Raw genomic sequence first — 18768 nt, 5'->3', positions numbered from 1 at the left:
ATCGGGGTTCAGTGACCGCTCAGGTCACGACCGTGATCGCGTGCGTCACGCGGCGCGTCACGCGGCGCGTCACCGTGTGTGTCACGGTGTGCGCCGCACGGGCGCCGTCCGCGGCCACGGCCGCAGCGCCTCGATATGCGCCGCCAGCCCCAGCAGCAACGCCTCCCGCCCCGGCCGCGCGGCGAATTGCGCACCGATCGGCGTGCCGCAGCTGTGCGTCCCGGCCGGGACGCTCATCGCCGGCCAGCCCGCCAGGTTCCACGGCGGGCAGAGCCCGGCGTACGCCGTGTTGGCCGCGAAGTTCCGCACCAGGCCGCGCCGTCCCCACCGCAGCGCGGCCGGCGGGGGCCGCAGCAACGTGGGGGTCATCACCACATCCGCCGTGCCGAAGAACCGCTCGGCTCCCGTGGCCCGCCACCGCCGGCGGGCCCAGGCACCGGTCAGCCCGACCCGGGACAGGGCCTGTCCGGCGGAGGCCAGCGACCGCGTCCGGCGCTCCAAGGCCCGGCGGTCGTGGGCCTCGGCCTCCTGCGCGGCCGCGGCGAGCCAGGTCAACGCCGCGCCCGGGCCCACGTAGGCCGGATAGCGCGGCGCCTCGACGATCTGATGGCCGGCCGATTCCAAGGCCCCGGCCAGGTCCTCCACGGCGCGGCGGTGCTCGCGGTCGACGCGGTAGCCCGGCGACGGGGGCGCCGTCGAGACCGCGATCCGCAGTCCGGTGGGGTGGCCGCCGGCCGCCCCGGCCAGCTCCGGGTCGTCGGCCATCACGGCCAGGACCAGCGCCGCGTCCCGGACGGTGGTCGCGAGAACACCGTTCTCGGCCAGGCCCCACCACGCGTCGCGTCCGAGCAGCGCGGGAACCGTCCCGTATCCCGGTTTGAAGCCGAAGACGCCGCAGCAGGCCGCCGGACCGCGGATCGAGCCGAGGCCGTCGTTGCCGTGCGCGACCGGGACCAGGCCGGCGGCGACCGCGGCGGCCGCGCCGCCGGAGGACCCGCCGGCCGTGCGCGTCAGCTCCCAGGGGTTGCGGACCAGGCCGAGCGCGCTGTCGGTCATGCCGACCAGCGACAGCTCCGGGGTGTGGGTGAGCCCGACCACGATCGCGCCGGCGGCCCGCAGCCGGGCCACGACGGGATGGTCCTCGGGCTCCGGCGGCCGGTCGGCGGTGGCGGCCGAGCCGTGGCGGCACTGCTCGCCGGCGACCGCGACGTTGTCCTTGACCGCGATCGGGACGCCGGCCAGCGGCAGGCCGAACAGATCGGACCGGGCGGCCAGGGCGTCGGCCTCGGCCAGCGCCGCGTCCCGCCGGACCTTGCGGAACGCCCCGATCCGGGGGTCCGCGGCGGCGATCCGGTCCAGCGCCTCCTGGACGACGCCGCGCACAGTGACGGCCGCCGTACCGGCCGCCACGCCGCGCGCCCCGTCGCGGGAATCCTCACCGCCGACGCTGTCCGCACGGCTTGCGCTGTCTTCACGGTCGGCGCTGTCCTCACGGCTGGAGCTGTCCGCACCACCGGCGCTGTCCGCACCGCCCGATTCCCGCTGCTCCCGCAGCTCCCGCCGCTCATGCCGAACGGCCGCCGAGATCTCGGCGGCCGTCAGGGTTTCCTCACCGCTCGCACTCCGACCAGCCATCCCTGCATCATCGCGCCGCGCGGGGCGCGGGCCAAGAGGATCCGGCGGGCCGGGTGCCAGCGGGCACCACTATTGGGAGCAGTCGGCTCCAGACCTGTTCAGCGGGCCAGGTCGTCGAACTCGCCGTCCTTGACGCCGCTGATCAGGGCCTCGATCTCCGCGCGGGTGTAGACCAGGGCCGGGCCCTGGGGGTCGCGGGAGTTGCGCACCGCGACCGAGCCGTCGGCCAGGGCCGCGAACTCGACGCAGTTGCCCTGCGAGTTGGAGTAGCTGCTCTTGCGCCAACCGGCTTCGACCCGGGCGGCCGGCATGCCGTTGTACGGCTCGAACTCGCTCATTCTCGGTTTCCCCTTACATGTACGGTGGGAAGGGTTTGATCCAATGCACGTGCATCCGCGTTTGAATCAGCACTCGCTGATGCATGGCAGTAAACGGATGCTAGCGGTCTGGCAGCCGCACGCGCAGAGGTTTCGCGTGTGAAACGTTCAAAGAGCGGGTAAAGGTTCTCCCCGCAGTTCCAAGGCATGCGTTCGCGGCGGCATCGATACCGGATCGATATGAATCCGTGCCCTGAGACCGGCAACCAAATCGGCCGACGCCGGACGTGACCGGGTGCGGACCCGGTGTGAGGAGAGACACGGTAAGCGGTTACGGTCCACCGCCGGAAAGCCGGGAAACCGGCGCGGGGAGGACTCGCGGCCGGCGCCGCCTCAAGCAGATCCGGGCCGCCTCAAGCGGATCCGGGTCCCTCAAGCCGGACGGAGCCGTCTCAGCAAGCAAGCTCGAACAAGGCCCACACCACTTTGCCCGAGGGCTCGGCCGCCCCCGGGGCACGGAAACGGCGCCAGCCCCAGTCGTCGGCCAGCGCCTCCACCAAGTACATGCCCCGGCCGGACTCGTCGAGCCCCCATAAACCGTCGGCCGCCCGCGCCGGGTTCGGTGCCACCGGCGAGGCGGCCGAGGGATCGGCGACGGCGAACAGCACTCGTTCCACCCCTGATTCGCCGGCACCCATGTCGCAGGGTTCGTGCACCAGGCACAGCGATATCAGGTCGGCCTCCGGATGCGCGCCGAGGTGGCCGCGATCGGGCCGCACCGCTTCATAGGCGTGCACCAGGGCGTTGGTCACGAGCTCCGAGACCACGATGCCCAGATTCTCCAGTAGAGTGTTGAATCGTCCCGGTTCGCCGCGCCAGTCCTCGGCGACGTCCCGGACGAACCGCCGGGCCGCCGAGACCGATTCGGCCCGGGCCGGGAGCACACAGTGGCGCGTCGAGGCGCTGCGCCCCACGGCCTGGTATCCGATGCAGACCGGCAGGTCGGCATGGAGCAGGGAGTAGGAGTAGCTGGACGCGACCATCGGGTCTTCCCCCTCGGGCACCGCCGCATGCGCGGCGGCACGTGCAATCGCAGAGTTTTCCTATGCAAGTAGCGGATGCACGTGCATGCTACAGCGTGGAAGGCGCGCGCAGGGTCTCGGATGGGCAAAGACTTTGACGAAACGACTCAGGACCCTGCCGGGTGCGCCGGGGGCCCCGACGGCCGGGGCGACCGGGGCCTGCGGTGTTCACAAGCGGACGGCCAAGTGGCACAATCGGCAGCTGATCCACCGCCCGGCACGCGTTCGCGGGCCGGGGCCGGAGAAGGAGCGAGGAAAGCGATGAGTGGGCCCCACACCACCGATTCGGAGCCGGAGCCGACCCGTGCGGGCGGCGCCACGGTGCGCCGGATCATGCTCGGCTCGCAACTGCGCCGGCTGCGCGAGGCGGCGGGCATCTCGCGGGAGACCGCGGGCTGGGAGATCCGGTCCTCGGAGTCCAAGATCAGCCGCCTGGAGCTGGGTCGCGTCGGGTTCAAGATGCGCGACGTGGAGGACCTGCTGTCGCTGTACGGCGTCACCGATCCGGCGGCCCGCGAACCGTTCCTGTCGATGGCCAAGGCGGCGAACGCCACCACCTGGTGGCACGGCTACCACGACGTCCTGCCCAGCTGGTTCGCCGGCTACATCGGGCTGGAGGAGTCGGCCTCGCTGATCCGCACCTACGAGGTGCAGTACATACCCGGCCTGCTCCAGACCGCCGACTACATGCGGGCGGTGATGGCCGGGCGCGGGGTCTTCGACAGCGACTCCGAGCGCCGGGTCCAGGTCCGGATGGAGCGGCAGAACGTGCTGCTGCGCGAGCAGGAGGCGCCGCGGCTGTGGGCCGTGGTCGACGAGGCGGCGCTGCGCCGCCCGGTCGGCAACCCGGAGATCATGCGGCAACAGCTCTCGCACCTGCTGGAGATGATGGACCGGCCCAACGTCACGGTGCAGGTGCTGCCGTTCCAGTCCGGCGCGCACGCCGCCGAGGCCGGAGCCTTCACGATCCTGCGGTTCGCCGAGCCGGACCTGCCGGACGTGGTCTACCTGGAGCACCTGGCCGGGGCGCTGTACCTGGACAAGCGCGACGACGTGGACGTCTACCTGCAGGTGATCGAGCGGATCAGCGTCACCGCGCTGACCCCGGCCCTGACCGCCGAGGCGCTGGCCAAGCTCATCAAGGATTTCTAGTGGCCCGGTTCGGAGATTCGCCGCGCGAATCGGCCCAGCCATCCACGCTGGACGCACCGGTCGCGCAGCACCAGCCAACCAGGATGACACTGCACGCCCGGCACGCCCAGCGCGGCGTCTGAACCGATTCGCATCACCACACCTGGCCGGCCGCCGGTAAGCAGGTGGCGACGAATCTCCGAACCGGGCCACTAGGCCCCGGAGCGGGCTGCCTGAGCGGGCTGCCTAAACCGTCTCAAGGTTCACAGTCGGGTATCTGTACGCGAACATCCATAACGGATACGTTCGTTGGCATGCCTGACAGGGGAGACGAACGGAGGCGGGGCGGCACGCGGACCCTGGTGACCGGCATCCTGGCCGGCACCGAGTGGCACCCGGCCGACAACCCGCAGGAGGCGACGCAGACCGCGCGCGAGGCCAGGGATCTGGCGGTGCGGCTGCGTCCGGTGCTGTCCAAGCTGGCGCAGGCCCCGCGCGGCGGCCGGCGGCGCGATCTGGACTGGCTGCCGGCGGTGGAACAGCTGGCGGTGGACGCCCAGTACTTCGCCTCGTGGTGGCTGCCGCGGCTGGAGGGGAAGTCGGCGCAGTCCTGGCCCTCGTGGTCGGCGGACGGCTACGCGGACTGGGTCAAGCGCCTGGACGCCCAGCGCGTGCGCACCCTGGAGATGGTGCAGGGCGCGCCCCCGGCGACCCGCATGGCCTCCGTGACGCAGCTACGGCGGGGCAAGACGCCCGATCCCGAAGCGGACGACAACGCCGCGGAGGGGCACACCGAGGCGGCGACGGACGCCGCCGCGGCGGGCTTCGAGGGCTCCGGGCCCGGCGACGCGACAGAAACCGCTTCCAGCGACGAGACGGCGACGAGCGCCGCGGGCGCGGTGCCGGAGACTGAGAAGGCTGAGAAAGTCGAGAGGGTCGAGAAGGCCGAGAGGGTCGAGAACGACGCGTCCGACGCACGGTCCGCGCGGCATGCCCGCGGCAAGGGTCGGGGTGAGCGCACTGCGCGCATCATGCCGATCCGTGGCGGTGGGGCGGCGGCCGTGGAGGCCGGATCGGGTGCGGCGGGAGCGGGTGCGGCGGGAGCGGGTGCGGCGGCGAGTTTGATGGGCGCCGGGGCCGGACCGCGCGAGGAGGACCAGGCAGAGCCGGGCACTGGCTCGGGCACTGGTTCGGGCACCTTCGACGACTACACCGGCGGGGCTCACAACGACGCCGACGCGACGCACATCGGTCTTGGCCAGGCTCGCGGCGACGGCGAGGGCGACGCGACGAATATCGGCTTCGCGGATCTTGGCGGGCGATCGGCTCCGCTGCCGCCGCCCTACGACCCGGATCCGGCTCAGGGGACTTTCGACGACAGTCCTTCGTACGGTGCGCCCGACGAGACGCACATCGCGCCGGTGGAGCGGGACGACTACCTCGGGGTGCCGCACACGCCTCCGTTCACCGGTCCGGACACCTTCGACACCTTCGACGACTTCGAGAGCGACCCGTTCCTCGGCGATCCGGGCGAGACCCACGTCCCCAGGACGCCGCCGATCACTGGGCCGGTCGGCGGGCCGACGGCTTTCAATGCCTTCGATGTGCCTGAGGTCCCTGAGATCCGAGACTCCGGCGCCGATCAGCCTGCCGCTCCTCAAGTCCCTCGGACCCCGCCGATCGCTGGGCCGATCACTGGGCTGACGACTGGGCCGATCGACTTCGAAGACGTCGAGCACGAGACCGCGCACAGCGAGGCGCCGCGCGTCCCGCGGATTCCGCCGTTCACCGGCCCGACAGTCCAGACGGCCCAGCCGACGCAGCCAACGCAGCCGACACAGCCCACGCAGGTCCCGCGCACTCCCCCGAACCCGGGGCCGGTGGACCAGACCGCTTCCGACCGCACCCCTCCCGAGGACCCGGGCGCCGATCTCCTCTTCATCCCGCGGACGCCGCCGAACTCGGGCCCGAAGCCCGTCCCCCGGCCCGCGCCGAAGCCCGCGCCGAGACCCACTCCAAAGCCGGCGCCCAGATCGGTTCCCAAGCCGGCCCCGGTCGCCGACCGCCTCACCGACGATGCCGACTCCACCCACATCGCGCCGCTGCTCCCCGAGGAGGACCTGGCGGCCAGTACCCGGGCCCTCTTCCGCGACGAGCCGCGCCGGTCCGTCGGGCTCGAAGCGCCGGCCTCCCGTCGCAGTGCCGCGGCCGCCGCCGGGATCGGAGCCGGGATCGGCGCCGGCGCCGCCGCGTCCGTCCCGGCGCGCCTGACGGCCAGCACCGAGCCCGACGAGTTCGAGCACTTCCAACCCGGCGACGACCGGCCTCCGCCGATCTTCACCTCGAACCCTCCGGCCGAGCCGGTCGACCGCGCGCGCATCGTGCGCTACGCCGCCGGCGCGGTGCTGGTCGCCGCCGGCTGCGTGCTCGTGGTCTACGCCGCCAACCAGAAGGGCTCGGGCACCACGGCCTCGCCGCCGCCCAGCACGGCCTCCAGCACGGTCAGGGCCGGGGCCGCTCCCGGCGCCGGCGCGACCTCGCCGAGCCCCTCGGCGAGCCCGAGTTCGGTCGGCGCCGGCGCGGTGACCGCGCCGACCGCGACCGACACGCCCGCGGCCCCGTCGACCAGCGTGCCGTCCAGCACCCCGGCTCCGCCGCCGTCCACGACCGCCGCGCCGCCGAGCACCACCAGCAAGTCTGCGGCGGCCCCGCCGTCGTCCCCCGCCGCGCCGCCGTCCTCGCACGCGGCCCCGGCCGGAGGCGGCAGCGGTATCAGCTCCCTGAGTGTTTCATCGCTGGCCCCGGACCAGGTCGGTTCCTACAATTACACGGCGCACATCCATGTCGTCACCAAGGGGACGGGCCCGGTCACGGTCACCGTCACCATGGGGGGTTCTCAGGGTTCGGGCTCGTCCGGCTCGGCGGGTGCGCAGAGCACCAGCTACCCGCTGGCCGGCAAGACGTCCTACGACATCCCGGCGAGTTTCGATGTGCACGGAATGTGCCCGTCTCCCTACATTGACGTAGTCGTAACCGCTTCCGGCGCGTCTTCGGCAGTGAGTTCCACAACTTCACCTTGTTGAAAGTGGGAGAACCACTATCGCGCCCAGATCCGCCACCCTATAGTTCAGTCCATGGGCCAGGATGGGGGAATTGGCCTGCCGACCCCTGTGTCGGAACTGGTCGATCGGGAATCAGAGATCGACGAGGTGCGAAGTCTGCTGCGCACGTCGCGACTCATCACACTCACCGGGCCGGGCGGGATCGGTAAGACCCGGCTGGCGATCGCCGCTGCCGCCGCCGCACTGGGCGTCGACGGCTCGCCGAACCCCGACCCGGATCCGGAACTCACCGACGGCGCCGTGTTCGTCCCGCTGGCCGAGCTGGCCGCCGGGGTCGACGTGGCCCGCGCGGTGGCGGCGGCGCTGGACCTCTCCGGGCTGGAAGGGGTCGGCGACGACACCGCCGCCGCCGAGAAGCACCTCGTCGAGGTGCTCCGTCGTCGTGGGCTGATCCTGGTGCTCGACAACTGCGAGCACCGACTGGAGGCGGCCGCCGGGCTGGCGCTGCGCCTGCTGACCGGCTGCCGCCGGCTCACCGTGCTGGCCACCAGCCGCGAGCCGCTCGGCGTGCCCGGCGAGACGGTGTGGACGGTGCCGCCGCTGAGCCATCCGGCCACGGTCCGCCGGGCCGGCGACGACCGCGCCGCCGACCGCGACGACCGCGCCGCCAACCGCACCGCCGAGCGCCCCGGGGACGCCACGGAGCCGGTCCCGGTCCGGGACGCCGAGTGGGCCGCGCAGTTCGGCGCCGTGCGGCTGTTCACGCTGCGCGCCAAGCAGGCCGCCGGCGGCTTCCGCCTCACCGACGCCAACGCCCGCACCGTGGCCTCGATCTGCCGCCGGCTGGACGGCATCCCGCTGGCGCTGGAGCTGGCCGCGGCCCGGGTCCGGGCGCTGAGCGTGGAGGAGATCGAGGCCCGGCTGTCCGACCGGTTCGCGCTGCTGTCCGGGCCGTTCCGGTTCGCCGAGACCCGGCACCGTACCCTGCGCACCTCGGTGGAGTGGAGCCACCAGCTGCTCACCGCCGAGGAGCAGGAGCTGTTCGCCGGGCTGTCGGTGTTCTCCGGCGGCTGGAGCCTGGACGCCGCCAAGGGCACCATCGGCCCGCGCGCGGTGGACGCGCTGACCCGGCTGGTCGACAAGTCCCTGGTGGCGGTCGAGCCGACGCCGGACGGGCAGCGCTACTCGATGCTGGAGACGCTGCGCGCCTACGCCGCCGACGAGCTGGAGCGCTCCGGCCGCACCGCGGAGCTGCGGGAGCGGCACGCCGCCTACTTCCTGGAGCTGGCCGAGCGGCTGAACCCCCGGTTCTACGGCCCCGGGCAGGCCCAGGCGTTCCACGTGCTGGACGTCGAGATCAACAACATCCGCACCGCCGGCCGCTGGTTCCTGGCCGACCCGGACCTGGCCGCCGAGGGCCTGCGGCTGGCCGCGGCGCTGTGGGACTTCTACTGCTGCCGCTGTCACCTCGGCGAGGGGGTGCGGTTCGCCCGCGGGGCGCTGGCGCACGCCGACCGGGCCGGGCTCACCGCGCCGTCGGTCACCCGGGCCCGGGTGGTGCTGGGCCTGGGCGCGCTGCTGGAGCTGCAGGGCAAGGGCTTCGAGGCGATGCACGCGCTGCGCGAGGCGGTGCGGCTGGCCCAGCTGTGCGACGACCCGACCACCGAGGCCTACGCGCTGCGCATCCTCGCCGTCAACACCCTGATGATCGGGGACCCCGAGGGCGACACCGCCGAGCTGGCCGACCGCGCCCAGCACACCGCGCGGCGCAGCGGCAGCCTGTGGCAGCAGGCGTTCGCCAGCCACATGCCGGTGCTGCTGCACGACGGCGAGCCGGACCCGGAGCGGGTGGCGCACTCCTGGCGCCTGACCTCCGGCACCGGCGACCGCCGACTGCTGGCCTACCTGCGGGTGATGATGTCCTTCAGCGAGCTCGGCGGCGAGCGGGCGCAGGAGACCATCAGCACCCTGAACGCGGCCTACCAGGACTTCCAGGACGTCGGCGACCGCTACGGCCGGCTGCTGGCGCTGTCCACCCGGCTGCTGGCGCATCTGCGCTGGGACGAGGACGCGCGGGTGGCCGCGATGCTGATCGGCAAGTGCGAGGCCGCCTACGCCGGGATCGGCAGCGGTCCGCTGGCGGTGTTCGCCGAGCAGATCGCGCAGGCCGCCGCGCAGGTCCGGTCCCGCCTCGGCGACGACGCCTACGGCGCCGCGGTGCGGACCGGCAGCAAGCTCACCTGGGACCAGATGGCGCGGGCGCTGTCGGACCAGGTGCGGCTGGGCGACGAGTGCTGGGAGCCGGACTGCCCGTTCGGGACCGACGGCGCGCACAGCGCCTACAACGCCGCCGACTCCCCGGCCGCGCGGGCCCGGGCGGCCCCGGAGGCCTGGGCCCGGTCGGGCCCGCCGAACGGGCTCTTAGGCCCACCGGGTCCGCCACCGGGTCCCCCCGATCCGCCGGACCCGCCGGGCTTACCCGGGCCCCCGGGCCGACCGGGAGCGTCCGCCTCCGAGACCGTCGTGATCCCCGTCGCAGCCCCACGCGCCGGAAGCCACGACCGCTTGGAGCCCGGACCTCCGGACCGCCCCGGACACCGGGCCCGCCACGACCACCGGGACGCCCCCGAGTCCCGGGACCGCCGCGAGCGCCCGGACGATCCGGCACGCCCGGACGGCAGGGTGCGCCGCGACGACGGTCCGGTGCGCCGCGACGACAGTCCGGCACGCCCCGACGACGGTCCGGCACGCCCGGAACTCCCGGGACGCCAGCCGGACACGGGCCTGACAGCCCGCTCCGACCACATCATCGCGGCGCCGGGTGCCAAGGCGCCCTCCGCCGCCCTGGGGGCGCTGACGCCGCGCGAGCAGGAGATCGCCGGCCATGTCGCCCTGGGCCGGACCAACCGCCGGATCGCCGAGGACCTGGTGATCTCCGAGCGGACGGTCGACACACACGTCCAGCGCATCCTGGCCAAGCTCGGTGTGGCCAACCGGGTGCAGCTGGCGACGTTGCTCGCAGGCCAGAGGGAATGAACCCCCGAATACGCCTGTCGAGTACGTGGTTCTACCGACGCGAAACCACCGTCTTGCCTTCTACGGTGGTTCCATCACAACGAACACCTGGGGGGAACAGGGAATGAGCACCATGACTGTTGGACAGCAGCGTTCCGGCTCGCTGGACCGACTCACCGCACGCGAGATGGAAATCGCCCGGCTGGTGCGCGATGGCCGGACCAACCGGCAGATCGCGCGGGCCCTCGGCCTGTCGACCAAGACAGTCGAAGCCCATCTGTCTCGCATCTTCGCCAAGCTGTCCATCCCGTCCCGGACGGTGCTGGCAGTGCTCGTCACCACCGGTGACCGGCTGGCGGCCTAAGAGCGGACATGGCTGGCCGCCCGGTCGATCCCGCGATCGGGTGGCAGCTCAGCGTTCGAAGCAGTAAGCGCTCTGGTCGGGCTTCCGTGTGCGGCTCCAATACCGCCACGTGAAGCCCGGCCAGATCGTCGTGTTGCGGCCGTTCTCGTCGAGGTACCAGCTCTGACAGCCGCCGGCGCTCCACACCTGGGTGGCCAGGGCGCGGTGGATGCCCTCGTTGAACCGGCGCTGGGCCCGCTCGGTCGGCGCCACCGTGGCGGCCCCTCGCTCCCGGGCCAGAGCGAGCAGCTTCATCAGATAGGCGGTCTGCGCCTCGATCATGAAGACGATGGAATTGTGGCCCAGGCCGGTGTTCGGGCCGACCAGGATGAACATGTTGGGGAATCCGGCGACGGTCATGCCGTAGTAGGCGGCCAGCCCGCCGGACCAGTCCTGCTTGAGGCTGCGGCCGGCCGGTCCGACCATGTCGATCGCGTCGAAGGCGTCGGTGACGTGGAAGCCGGTGCCGTAGATGATGACGTCGACCTCGTGCTCGGTGCCGTCGGCGGCGACCACCGAGTTCCCGCGGATCTCCTTCACGCCCTGGTCGACGAGGGTCACGTGGTCCCGGCCCAGGGCCGGGTAGAAGTCGTTGGAGATCAGGACCCGCTTGCAGCCCATCGTGTAGTCCGGCTTGAGCCGGCGGGCCAGGTCGGGGTCGCGGACCTGGCGTTTGCGATGGGCGTTGGCCACACCCTCGGCGACCTTCATGAACTTCGGGTTCACGAAGCCCATGGCCCGGGACTCCGCGGTCCAGTAGATCAGGGTCCGATGAGCCCGCTGGAAGCCGGGAAGGTTGCGGTACAGCGCCTTGGTCGGGCCGGAGATGTGCCGGTCGCGCTTGGGCATGATCCAGGCCGGGGTGCGCTGGAACAGCACCACCTGCGCGGCCTGCTCGGCCACCCGCGGCACGAACTGGATCGCCGAGGCGCCGGTGCCGATCACCGCGACCCGCTTGCCGGTCAGGTCGACGTCGTGGCGCCACTCGGCGGAATGCCAGGACGGGCCTTGGAAATCCGCGATGCCCGGCACGTTCGGCAGCAGCGGGCGGTGCAGCGGCCCCATGCCGAGGACCACGAAGTCCGCGGTGAGCTCTGTGGTGCCGGTCCCGGTCCCGGTCCCGTTACCAGTGCCGGTGCCGGTGCCAGTGCCGCCCCCGACGCCGGCCCCGCCGAGCTTCACCCGCCACCGGCGCGCGGCGTCGTCCCACGTGCCGCTGTCGAACCGCACGCCGAAATACAGGTGGTCTTCGAGCTCGTATTCGCGCACGCAATGCCGGAGATAATCGAGAATCTCCGGCTGCCGGGCGAACATCCGGCTCCATTTCGGATTCAGCTCGAACGAGAACGAGTAAAGGTGGGACTGGATGTCGCAGGCCGCGCCCGGATAGGTGTTCTCCCGCCAGGTTCCGCCGACGTCGTCGCCTTTCTCCAGGATCACGAAGTCGTGGTGCCCGGCCTGCTTCAGCTTGATCGCCATGCAGAGCCCCGCGAATCCGGAGCCGACGATGACAAACCTCGTATTCGCCGGGAGTTCGCGCGCCGGATGCCCGCCGGTGATCGGGGCCTCCGACAGGTCCATCGGATCGCGGTCCTCGGGGACGCGGGTCATGCCGCGCCCTCGGTCCGCGCGGCGGCCGCGGCCACCAGCCGGGTCAGCCGCTCGGTGACCGCCTCCGGCCGTTCCATCGGCAGCATGTGCCCGGTGCCGGCGACGACCGTGAGGCGGGCGCCGGGGATGGCGCCGGCGAGCTTGCGGGAGTGGCCGGCCGGCGTCAGCCGGTCCCGGGACGACGCCACCACCTCGACCTCGGCGCCGCCGAGTGCCTTCAGCGCCGCGCGCTTGTCGTGGGCCAGCAGCGCCGGGAAGAAGCCGGCGAGCGTCGCGCTCGGGCAGGCCTTGACGATCTCGTTGCACTCCACGATCGCGGCCCGGGGCGCGCGGCGGCCGAACAGCAGCCAGCGGGTCTGGGCGACCGCGAGCCGGCTGCTCGTGGCCTGCTTGGCCCGCACCGCGTCGGCCTTGCCGGGCCGGGCGGCGATCCGGCGCATCGTCTTGATCAGCGAACCGCGGACGGGTTTGGCGACGAACTGCGGGAAGCCGAGGGTCAGCCGGTCCAGGCCGCCGCTGCTGGTGTTCGTGAGCAGCACACCCACCACTCTGCCCCCGAACAGGTCGGGCCGCTGGTCGGCCAGCGCCATGATCGTCATGCCGCCCATGGAGTGCCCGGCCAGCACCACCGGCCCGGACGGCACCAGCCCGTCCAGGACCGCGGCCAGGTCGCGGCCGAGCTGGTCGACCGAGGGCCCGGGGCCGAAGCGGTCGGCGGCGGCGCCGGTGACGCCCTCCAACCACGCGCCGCCCTGCGTGGAGAACCCGTGGCCGCGCTGGTCGTAGCGCAGGACCCGGACCTGACCGGTCGCCGCGAGCGCCGCGGCCTGGGCCCGCCAGGCCCGGACGGACAGCGTCCAGCCGTGCGCCAGCACGACGGTCACCGGCGCGTCGGCCGCGCCGTCCTCCTCGACGTGGAGTTCGGCGCCGTCGAAGGCGACGACGATGTGGAATCGCGGATCGGCCATGCTCCCCTGCCCTCGGTCCGGACCAGCCCCAACCAGCTACCGGCCGGTAGCCTACTGAGAGTAGGTACCGAAGTCGATAGAGTCCCGGGACATGACAGATGTCGGCCCCGCCCCGCGCCGCAAACGCATGCCGCGCGCCGAACGCGAGCAGCAGATCCTGGCCGCCGCCGAGGAGGTCTTCGCCGAGCGCGGGTTCCAGGCCACGTCCATGGACGAGGTGTCGCTGCGCGTCGGCGTCTCCAAGCCGATGCTCTACGAGTACTTCACGTCCAAGGAGGGCCTGCTGCTGGCCTGCGTCGCCCGGATCCGGGCGGATCTGCACACCGCGACGCTGGAAGCGGTGGCCAAGGCCGAGGCGGACGGCCCGCGCGCGGTGCTGGAGGCCGGGCTGGAGGCGTACTTCGACTTCGCGGACCGCCACGGCCGGGCCTGGGCGGTGCTGCTGAACGAGTCGGTGATCATCGCCGGCCCGGCCGAGGAGGCGATCGAGGCCATCCGGGGGCAGCAGACGCTGCTGATCCAGTCGGCGCTGAGCCGGTGGCTGCCGTCGGCCTCCCCGGAGCGCGTCGCGGTCTACGCCCACGGCCTGATCGGCGCGAGCGAGCGGGTCGCGCGCTGGCGGCTGCGGGAGGGCGCGGGCATCCGGCCCCGGGAGACCGCGGCTCTGCTGGCCGACGCGTTCTGGCCGGGGTTCGCCGTCGCGGCGGGGCTGCCGGCGGCCTGAAGCCAGGAGCGGCGCGGCCCGAGCCCCACGCCGCGCCGCCCCACGCCGCGCCGCGCGGGCCAGTCGCCAAAACTCGGCGAAGCACGCATAAGACCGCACCCCACTGGGCACCCTTGTGGCAGCAAGGCAGGTAAGGCTAACCTCATCAATCGTCACGGGGCCGGTCCGACCAGAATCCAGGTGCTGCCATGTCCTCGACCCAGATCGCGATCCTTGGCGCGATCGCAGGCTTCACGATCTATCTAGGGCTCCCGTTGGGACGGCTGCGAGCGCCGCTGCCCCGCTTGCGCGCGCTGCTGAACGCGGTCGCCATCGGGATTCTGCTGTTCCTGCTGTTCGACGTCCTGAGCCATGCGTGGGAGCCGGTGGACTCGGCGCTGAGCGAGCAGCCGCACCGCGTCGGTTCGGCGATCGGGTACGGACTGCTGCTGGCGGCCGGCCTGGGGATCGCGCTGTGCGGGCTGACGCGCTTCGACCGCTGGGTGGCCAAGCGGGTGTCGAAGGGGCCGGGGGCGGCCGCGGCGGCGGAGCTGGACGCGGGCGGCCGGGGGCCGTTCGTGGCGCGGCTGGCGAGCCTGCCGATGCTGATCGCGATCGGGATCGGGTTGCACAACTTCGCCGAGGGGCTGGCGATCGGGAACTCGGCGGCCGGGGGCGAGCTCACCCTGGCGGTGCTGCTGATCATCGGGTTCGGGCTGCACAACGCCACCGAGGGCTTCGGGATCGTGGCGCCGATGGCGGCGTCCGGCGAGCGGCCGTCGTGGGGCTATCTGGGCGTGCTGGGGCTGATCGGGGGCGGGCCGACGTTCGTCGGGACGCTGGTCGGCGAGCAGTTCACGTCCGCGGCGGTCTCGGTCGCGTTCCTGGCGCTGGCCGCCGGCTCGATCCTCTATGTGGTGATCGAGCTGTTGGCGGTGGCCCGCCGGACCGGGCTGAAGGAGCTCACCTCCTACGGGATCCTGCTGGGTCTGGTGGCCGGCTTCCTGACCGACGCGATCGTGACGCTCGGCGGCGCGTGAGCGGGGCCACCCGGTCGGCACACCCAGGGTGATCAGGCGCGCACCGTACGGTTTGGTTTCGGCCGAAAGGTGAACCGCGGGCGTCCTGGATAGGTACTCTCATGCACTCATCGCATATCGTGAGCATCATGGCGGACAGTCCTGCCCACAACGGCGGCGCGGAACCGGCCGGCGATCCCGAGGAACGCCGGCGGATCACGGCTGACATCCCGCCGTGCCACTGCGTCATCTGCGACAGCGAGACGGCGGTCAGCCAGACCCTGACCGTCGCCGAGAACGAGGCGTTCGGCGACGAGGACTCCCTCGACGACGAGCCCGAGGACTCGGTGCGCGCGCTGGTCCCGGGCTGGTTCGGCGAGGCCGCCGCGCACGTCCGGCGCACCGGCTGGACCTCGATCGGGATCATGCCCGGCACCCGGACCCCGGGCTGGGCGTTCTCGGTCGGCCTGTGGCACAGCTACCGCGCGCCCGAGGTCTCGCTGTTCGGGCTGCTGCTGCCGGACATGCAGCAGCGGGTGAACCGGGCCGGGCGGCTGATCCGCGACAACAAGCCGTTCGGGCTGGACATCGAGGTCGACGGCATCCTGGACGCGCAGCCGGTGGTCGCCAAGCGGGTGCATCCGGGCTGGTACCCGACGCTGTTCGGGTTCGCGGTCGGGTTCTACCGCGGCGCGGTGCCGCCGTTCGTGCAGCTGGTGTGGCCGGACAGCCACGGACTCTTCCCCTGGCAGCCGGGCTGCGGCCTGCGGTGCCGGACGGTGCAGCCGCAGCTGTGGCTGCCGCCGGAGCTGCACCCCGACGGCCCCTGGCAGAACCCGCGCTGAGCTGTCGGCGCCGGTACCGCCGCGCCGGCCCGATACCGCCGAGCGGAGCCGCACCGACGCGGTCGCGCCGACCCGTCGGCGCGGTCCGGGCGCTCAGGCCCCGGCGGCCGCCTTCTCCTTCTCGGCCCGCTTCTCCGCCAGCAGCAGCGGCACGCCGCCGCCCCCGGAGGCCGCCTCCTGGGCCCGGGCGAGCAGCGCGACCAGCCGCTCGGCCTGCGCCTCGGTCAGGCCGCGGTAGGCCCGCGAGGCGAGCTCGTCGGTGATCTCCTCGGCCTCCTCGCGGAACAGGCGCATCGCGTCGTCCGGCTGCGGATAGGGCTCGGACCAGCGGAAGAAGCGCGCCCCGCCCTCGGCCAGCGGCCCGGTGACGATCGCTTCCAGCGGGTTCAGCCCGGCCATCTGCACCGCCGCGATGTGCAGGCCGCCGCGCTGCTCGCGCATGACGTGCGACCAGTGCACGACCCGGTGCCGCGGCGCGATCGGCTCCGGCATCGCGCCCCAGGCCGCGGCCAGCGGCGAGAGCCCGGTCTCGGAGCTGGTCGCGACGGCCCGCAGCAGGTCGGCCAGCTCGTCGGCGTCGGTCTCCGGCAGCGGTGCGAGGAACTCGTCGGCCCACTTGCGCTGCAGGTCCCGGTACCGGTCGACGATCCGCTCCAGCGGCGGGCTCTGGCGCGGGTCCCGCGCCACGTCCCAGCTCGCGACCACGTGCTCCAGCGGGTAGAACCCGACGATGGCGTGGACCACCTCCGGCGGCACCGACCCGAGCACCCCGACCCGGCCGCCGAAGTAGAACGGCCAGCCCTTCATCCCCAGGTCCTTCGCGGCGACGCGGGCCGCCTGGGAGGACATGTAATCGCCGCCGAGGGCGAACAGGGCGCTCTTGGCCTCGACCGCGGCGCTGAGGGCGCGCTCGCGGATCGCCGCCGGGTCGTTAGTCGGATCAGCCGTCATGCAGGGGATTCTCCCGTCCCCCGCCGGGCGTCCACAACCCGCCCCCGGTGACGGCGGTGACCTGCGCGTCTTCAGCAATCCCGGGTGATTCATCGCATATAACGACTATTCATCCGCACGGGGGAGTCCGGCGTGACGCGGCGGCCCCGGGGCCGTTCTCGGCGGTGACGGGCCTTGTCGCCGTCGGCGCCCGCAGCCGCCCGTCGTTCCCCCGGGTTCTCCTGAACCCGTTCCGATGAAGAATGAGGTCTGGCATGCACGACGTGACCAAGCGCGGACTCGCGCTCGCGGTCGCGACCGGCGGCCTGCTGATCACCGGAGCCGCGCCTGCGCTCTCGGCGGTGCACCACCCCGAGCACCAGGACGCCGCCGGCCAGAGAAGCCAGCACCACCAAGGCTCCTCCCACCAGGCGGCGCACCCCGCGCCCATCTCGGTCAGCAGCCCGCAGGTCGACCAGCCGTACAGCGGCAAGCACAAGGCGCCCCAGGAGCAGTCGGGCCGGCATGCCGCCCCGCCCGCCGCCCGGCCCGCCGCCGCGACGCAGCACGGTGCGACACAGCACGGCACGACGCAGCACGCCGCACCGCAGCACGGCACCACGCAGCACCCCGCGATGCAGCACAGCACCACGCAGCACCCCGCGGCCCAGCACCTCGCGACGCAGCACGGCACCACGCATGCCGCCGCACCGCAGCGCAGCGCACCGCAGCACGGCACCACGCATGCCGCCGCGCCGATGCTGCCGCCGGCGCCGGGCGCACCGGCCCTGGCCCCGGGCAGCGTCGACGCCGTCGGCGTGACCGACGACGGCGGCGGCGTGCTGACCGGCAACGTCCTGGAAGTCCCGATCCACGCGCCGCTGAACGTCTGCGGTGTGGCCGTGACCGTGCTCGGCGGCGCCAACGGCGCGCTCGGCGACACCTGCGTCAACGGCCCCGGGAGCGGCGGCACCACCACCTCGGCGGTCGGCGTGGCCGCCAACTCCCCCGGCGCCCTGAACGACAACGTCGTGCAGGTCCCGGTCACCATCCCGGCCAACGTCTGCGGCGACAGCGTCACCGTGGCCGGCGCCGACAACGGCGTCGAGGGCATCCTCTGCGCGAACGAGGGACCGGCCACGTCCTCCACGGCGCTGGCCCACACCGCGAACGCCGACGGCATCGGGAACGGGAACATCGTCCAGGCGCCCCTGGACGTGCCGCTGAACGTCTGCGGCGTGACCGCGAACGTGGTCGGCTTCGGCAACCCGGCCGCAGGCAACGCCTGCGTCAACGGCGGCCCGGCGACGGCCTCCGGCCCGAACGTGGGCGCGGGCGCCGGCGCGAGCACCGCCGACTCCAGCGGCCTGGCCGACGGCAACATCGTGCAGGTGCCGGTCCAGGCCCCGCTCGACGTCTGCGGCGACACGCTCGACGTGATCGGTGCCGGCAACCCGGCGCTGGGCAACCTGTGTGTGAACCACACCGCCGGCGGGGCCGCGGCGCGCGGCATCGCCCACGGCAACGCGGGCGTGGCCTCCGGCAACGTCGCCCAGGTGCCGATCAACATCCCGACCGAGCTCTGCGGGATCACCGCCGACGTGGTCGGCGTCGGCAACCCGGCCGCCGGGAACGTGTGCGCCAACGAGTCCGGCGGCGCGCCGGGCACCCGGTCCAGCGCCCTCACCAGCGACGAGCCCGGCCTGCTGACCGGCAACGTCGGCCAGCTCCCGACGGACCTGCCGCTCGAACTCTGCGGCATCACCGCGGGCGTGGTGACGGTCGGGAACACCAGCGCGGGGAACGAATGCGGAACCGGTATGACGCCGGTCCCGGTGGTGCAGCTGCCGCCGCCCCCGGCCGCGGACAGCCCGCCGCCACCGCCGCCGCCGCCACCGCCGCCGAACTGCCCCCCTCCCCCGCCCCCGAACTGCCCGCCGCCACCGCCTCAGAACTGCCCGCCCCCTCCGCCCCCGCCCAACTGCCCGCCCCCGCCGGTCACGCCTCCGCCGGTGACGCCCCCGCCGGTGACGCCTCCGCCGCCGAC

Annotated in this window: 14 protein-coding genes; 8 read left to right on the top strand and 6 right to left on the bottom strand. The window is 73.2% G+C overall.

The window, feature by feature from the left end; translation table 11 throughout:
• Positions 1-81: 81 nt before the first annotated feature.
• The 3 genes from ABD481_RS24690 to ABD481_RS24680 form a co-directional block, all read right to left on the bottom strand.
• Positions 82-1635: an amidase gene (locus tag ABD481_RS24690; RefSeq protein WP_344668131.1), complete on the bottom strand. Its 1554-nt coding sequence runs from the start codon at positions 1633-1635 to the stop codon at positions 82-84.
• A 98-nt stretch (positions 1636-1733) separates the two neighbouring features.
• A complete protein-coding gene (locus tag ABD481_RS24685) occupies positions 1734-1973 on the bottom strand; it encodes a DUF397 domain-containing protein (protein ID WP_344668130.1) in 240 nt (79 codons plus the stop codon).
• 431 nt (positions 1974-2404) lie between these two features.
• Positions 2405-3016, bottom strand: a complete 612-nt coding sequence (locus ABD481_RS24680; protein ID WP_344668129.1) for an ATP-binding protein — start codon at positions 3014-3016, stop codon at positions 2405-2407.
• Between the two features lie 279 nt (positions 3017-3295).
• Here ABD481_RS24680 and ABD481_RS24675 point away from each other — a divergent pair, with 279 nt between their 5' ends.
• The 4 genes from ABD481_RS24675 (at position 3296) to ABD481_RS24660 (ending at position 10606) form a co-directional block, all read left to right on the top strand.
• A complete protein-coding gene (locus ABD481_RS24675; RefSeq protein WP_344668128.1) occupies positions 3296-4186 on the top strand; it encodes a helix-turn-helix domain-containing protein in 891 nt (296 codons plus the stop codon).
• 293 nt (positions 4187-4479) lie between these two features.
• A complete protein-coding gene (locus ABD481_RS24670; protein WP_344668127.1) occupies positions 4480-7248 on the top strand; it encodes a hypothetical protein in 2769 nt (922 codons plus the stop codon).
• Between the two features lie 51 nt (positions 7249-7299).
• Positions 7300-10263 carry a LuxR C-terminal-related transcriptional regulator gene (locus ABD481_RS24665; RefSeq protein WP_344668126.1) on the top strand — a complete coding sequence of 988 codons (2964 nt, stop codon included), beginning with the start codon at positions 7300-7302 and terminating at the stop codon, positions 10261-10263.
• A gap of 103 nt (positions 10264-10366) precedes the next feature.
• The gene (locus ABD481_RS24660) at positions 10367-10606 is read left to right on the top strand and encodes a helix-turn-helix domain-containing protein (RefSeq protein WP_344668125.1); all 240 of its coding nucleotides are present in this window, start codon (positions 10367-10369) and stop codon (positions 10604-10606) included.
• Between the two features lie 48 nt (positions 10607-10654).
• Here ABD481_RS24660 and ABD481_RS24655 read toward each other — a convergent pair whose 3' ends face one another.
• Together ABD481_RS24655 and ABD481_RS24650 are read right to left on the bottom strand one after the other, a co-directional pair.
• Entirely contained in the window at positions 10655-12256 is a 1602-nt protein-coding gene (locus ABD481_RS24655) for a flavin-containing monooxygenase (RefSeq protein ID WP_344668124.1), read from the bottom strand.
• Entirely contained in the window at positions 12253-13224 is a 972-nt protein-coding gene (locus ABD481_RS24650) for an alpha/beta fold hydrolase (RefSeq protein WP_344668123.1), read from the bottom strand. Before ABD481_RS24650 ends, ABD481_RS24655 begins: the two co-directional genes overlap by 4 nt.
• A gap of 91 nt (positions 13225-13315) precedes the next feature.
• Between ABD481_RS24650 and ABD481_RS24645 the strand changes: the two genes are divergently transcribed.
• From ABD481_RS24645 to ABD481_RS24635, 3 genes are all read left to right on the top strand, one after another.
• Entirely contained in the window at positions 13316-13948 is a 633-nt protein-coding gene (locus ABD481_RS24645) for a TetR/AcrR family transcriptional regulator (RefSeq protein ID WP_344668122.1), read from the top strand.
• A 188-nt stretch (positions 13949-14136) separates the two neighbouring features.
• Positions 14137-14967 (top strand): ZIP family metal transporter, encoded by an 831-nt coding sequence (locus ABD481_RS24640; RefSeq protein WP_344668121.1) that lies wholly within the window; start codon positions 14137-14139, stop codon positions 14965-14967.
• Between the two features lie 128 nt (positions 14968-15095).
• Positions 15096-15791, top strand: coding sequence for a DUF4262 domain-containing protein (locus tag ABD481_RS24635; protein WP_344668120.1), 696 nt, complete (start codon positions 15096-15098; stop codon positions 15789-15791).
• A 93-nt stretch (positions 15792-15884) separates the two neighbouring features.
• Here the strand turns inward: ABD481_RS24635 and ABD481_RS24630 are convergent, their stop codons facing one another.
• Positions 15885-16742, bottom strand: coding sequence for an SCO6745 family protein (locus ABD481_RS24630; protein ID WP_344668119.1), 858 nt, complete (start codon positions 16740-16742; stop codon positions 15885-15887).
• Positions 16743-16996: 254 nt separating this feature from the next.
• On the opposite strand from ABD481_RS24630, the gene ABD481_RS24625 reads away from it, so the two are divergent.
• Positions 16997-18768: chaplin family protein (locus ABD481_RS24625; RefSeq protein WP_344668118.1), on the top strand; the 1772-nt coding region annotated here is incomplete at its 3' end.

Origin of the sequence: Catenulispora yoronensis (assembly GCF_039531695.1) — a bacterium.
Lineage (GTDB): Bacteria > Actinomycetota > Actinomycetes > Streptomycetales > Catenulisporaceae > Catenulispora > Catenulispora yoronensis.
This window is presented reverse-complemented; position numbering and strand designations above follow the sequence as displayed.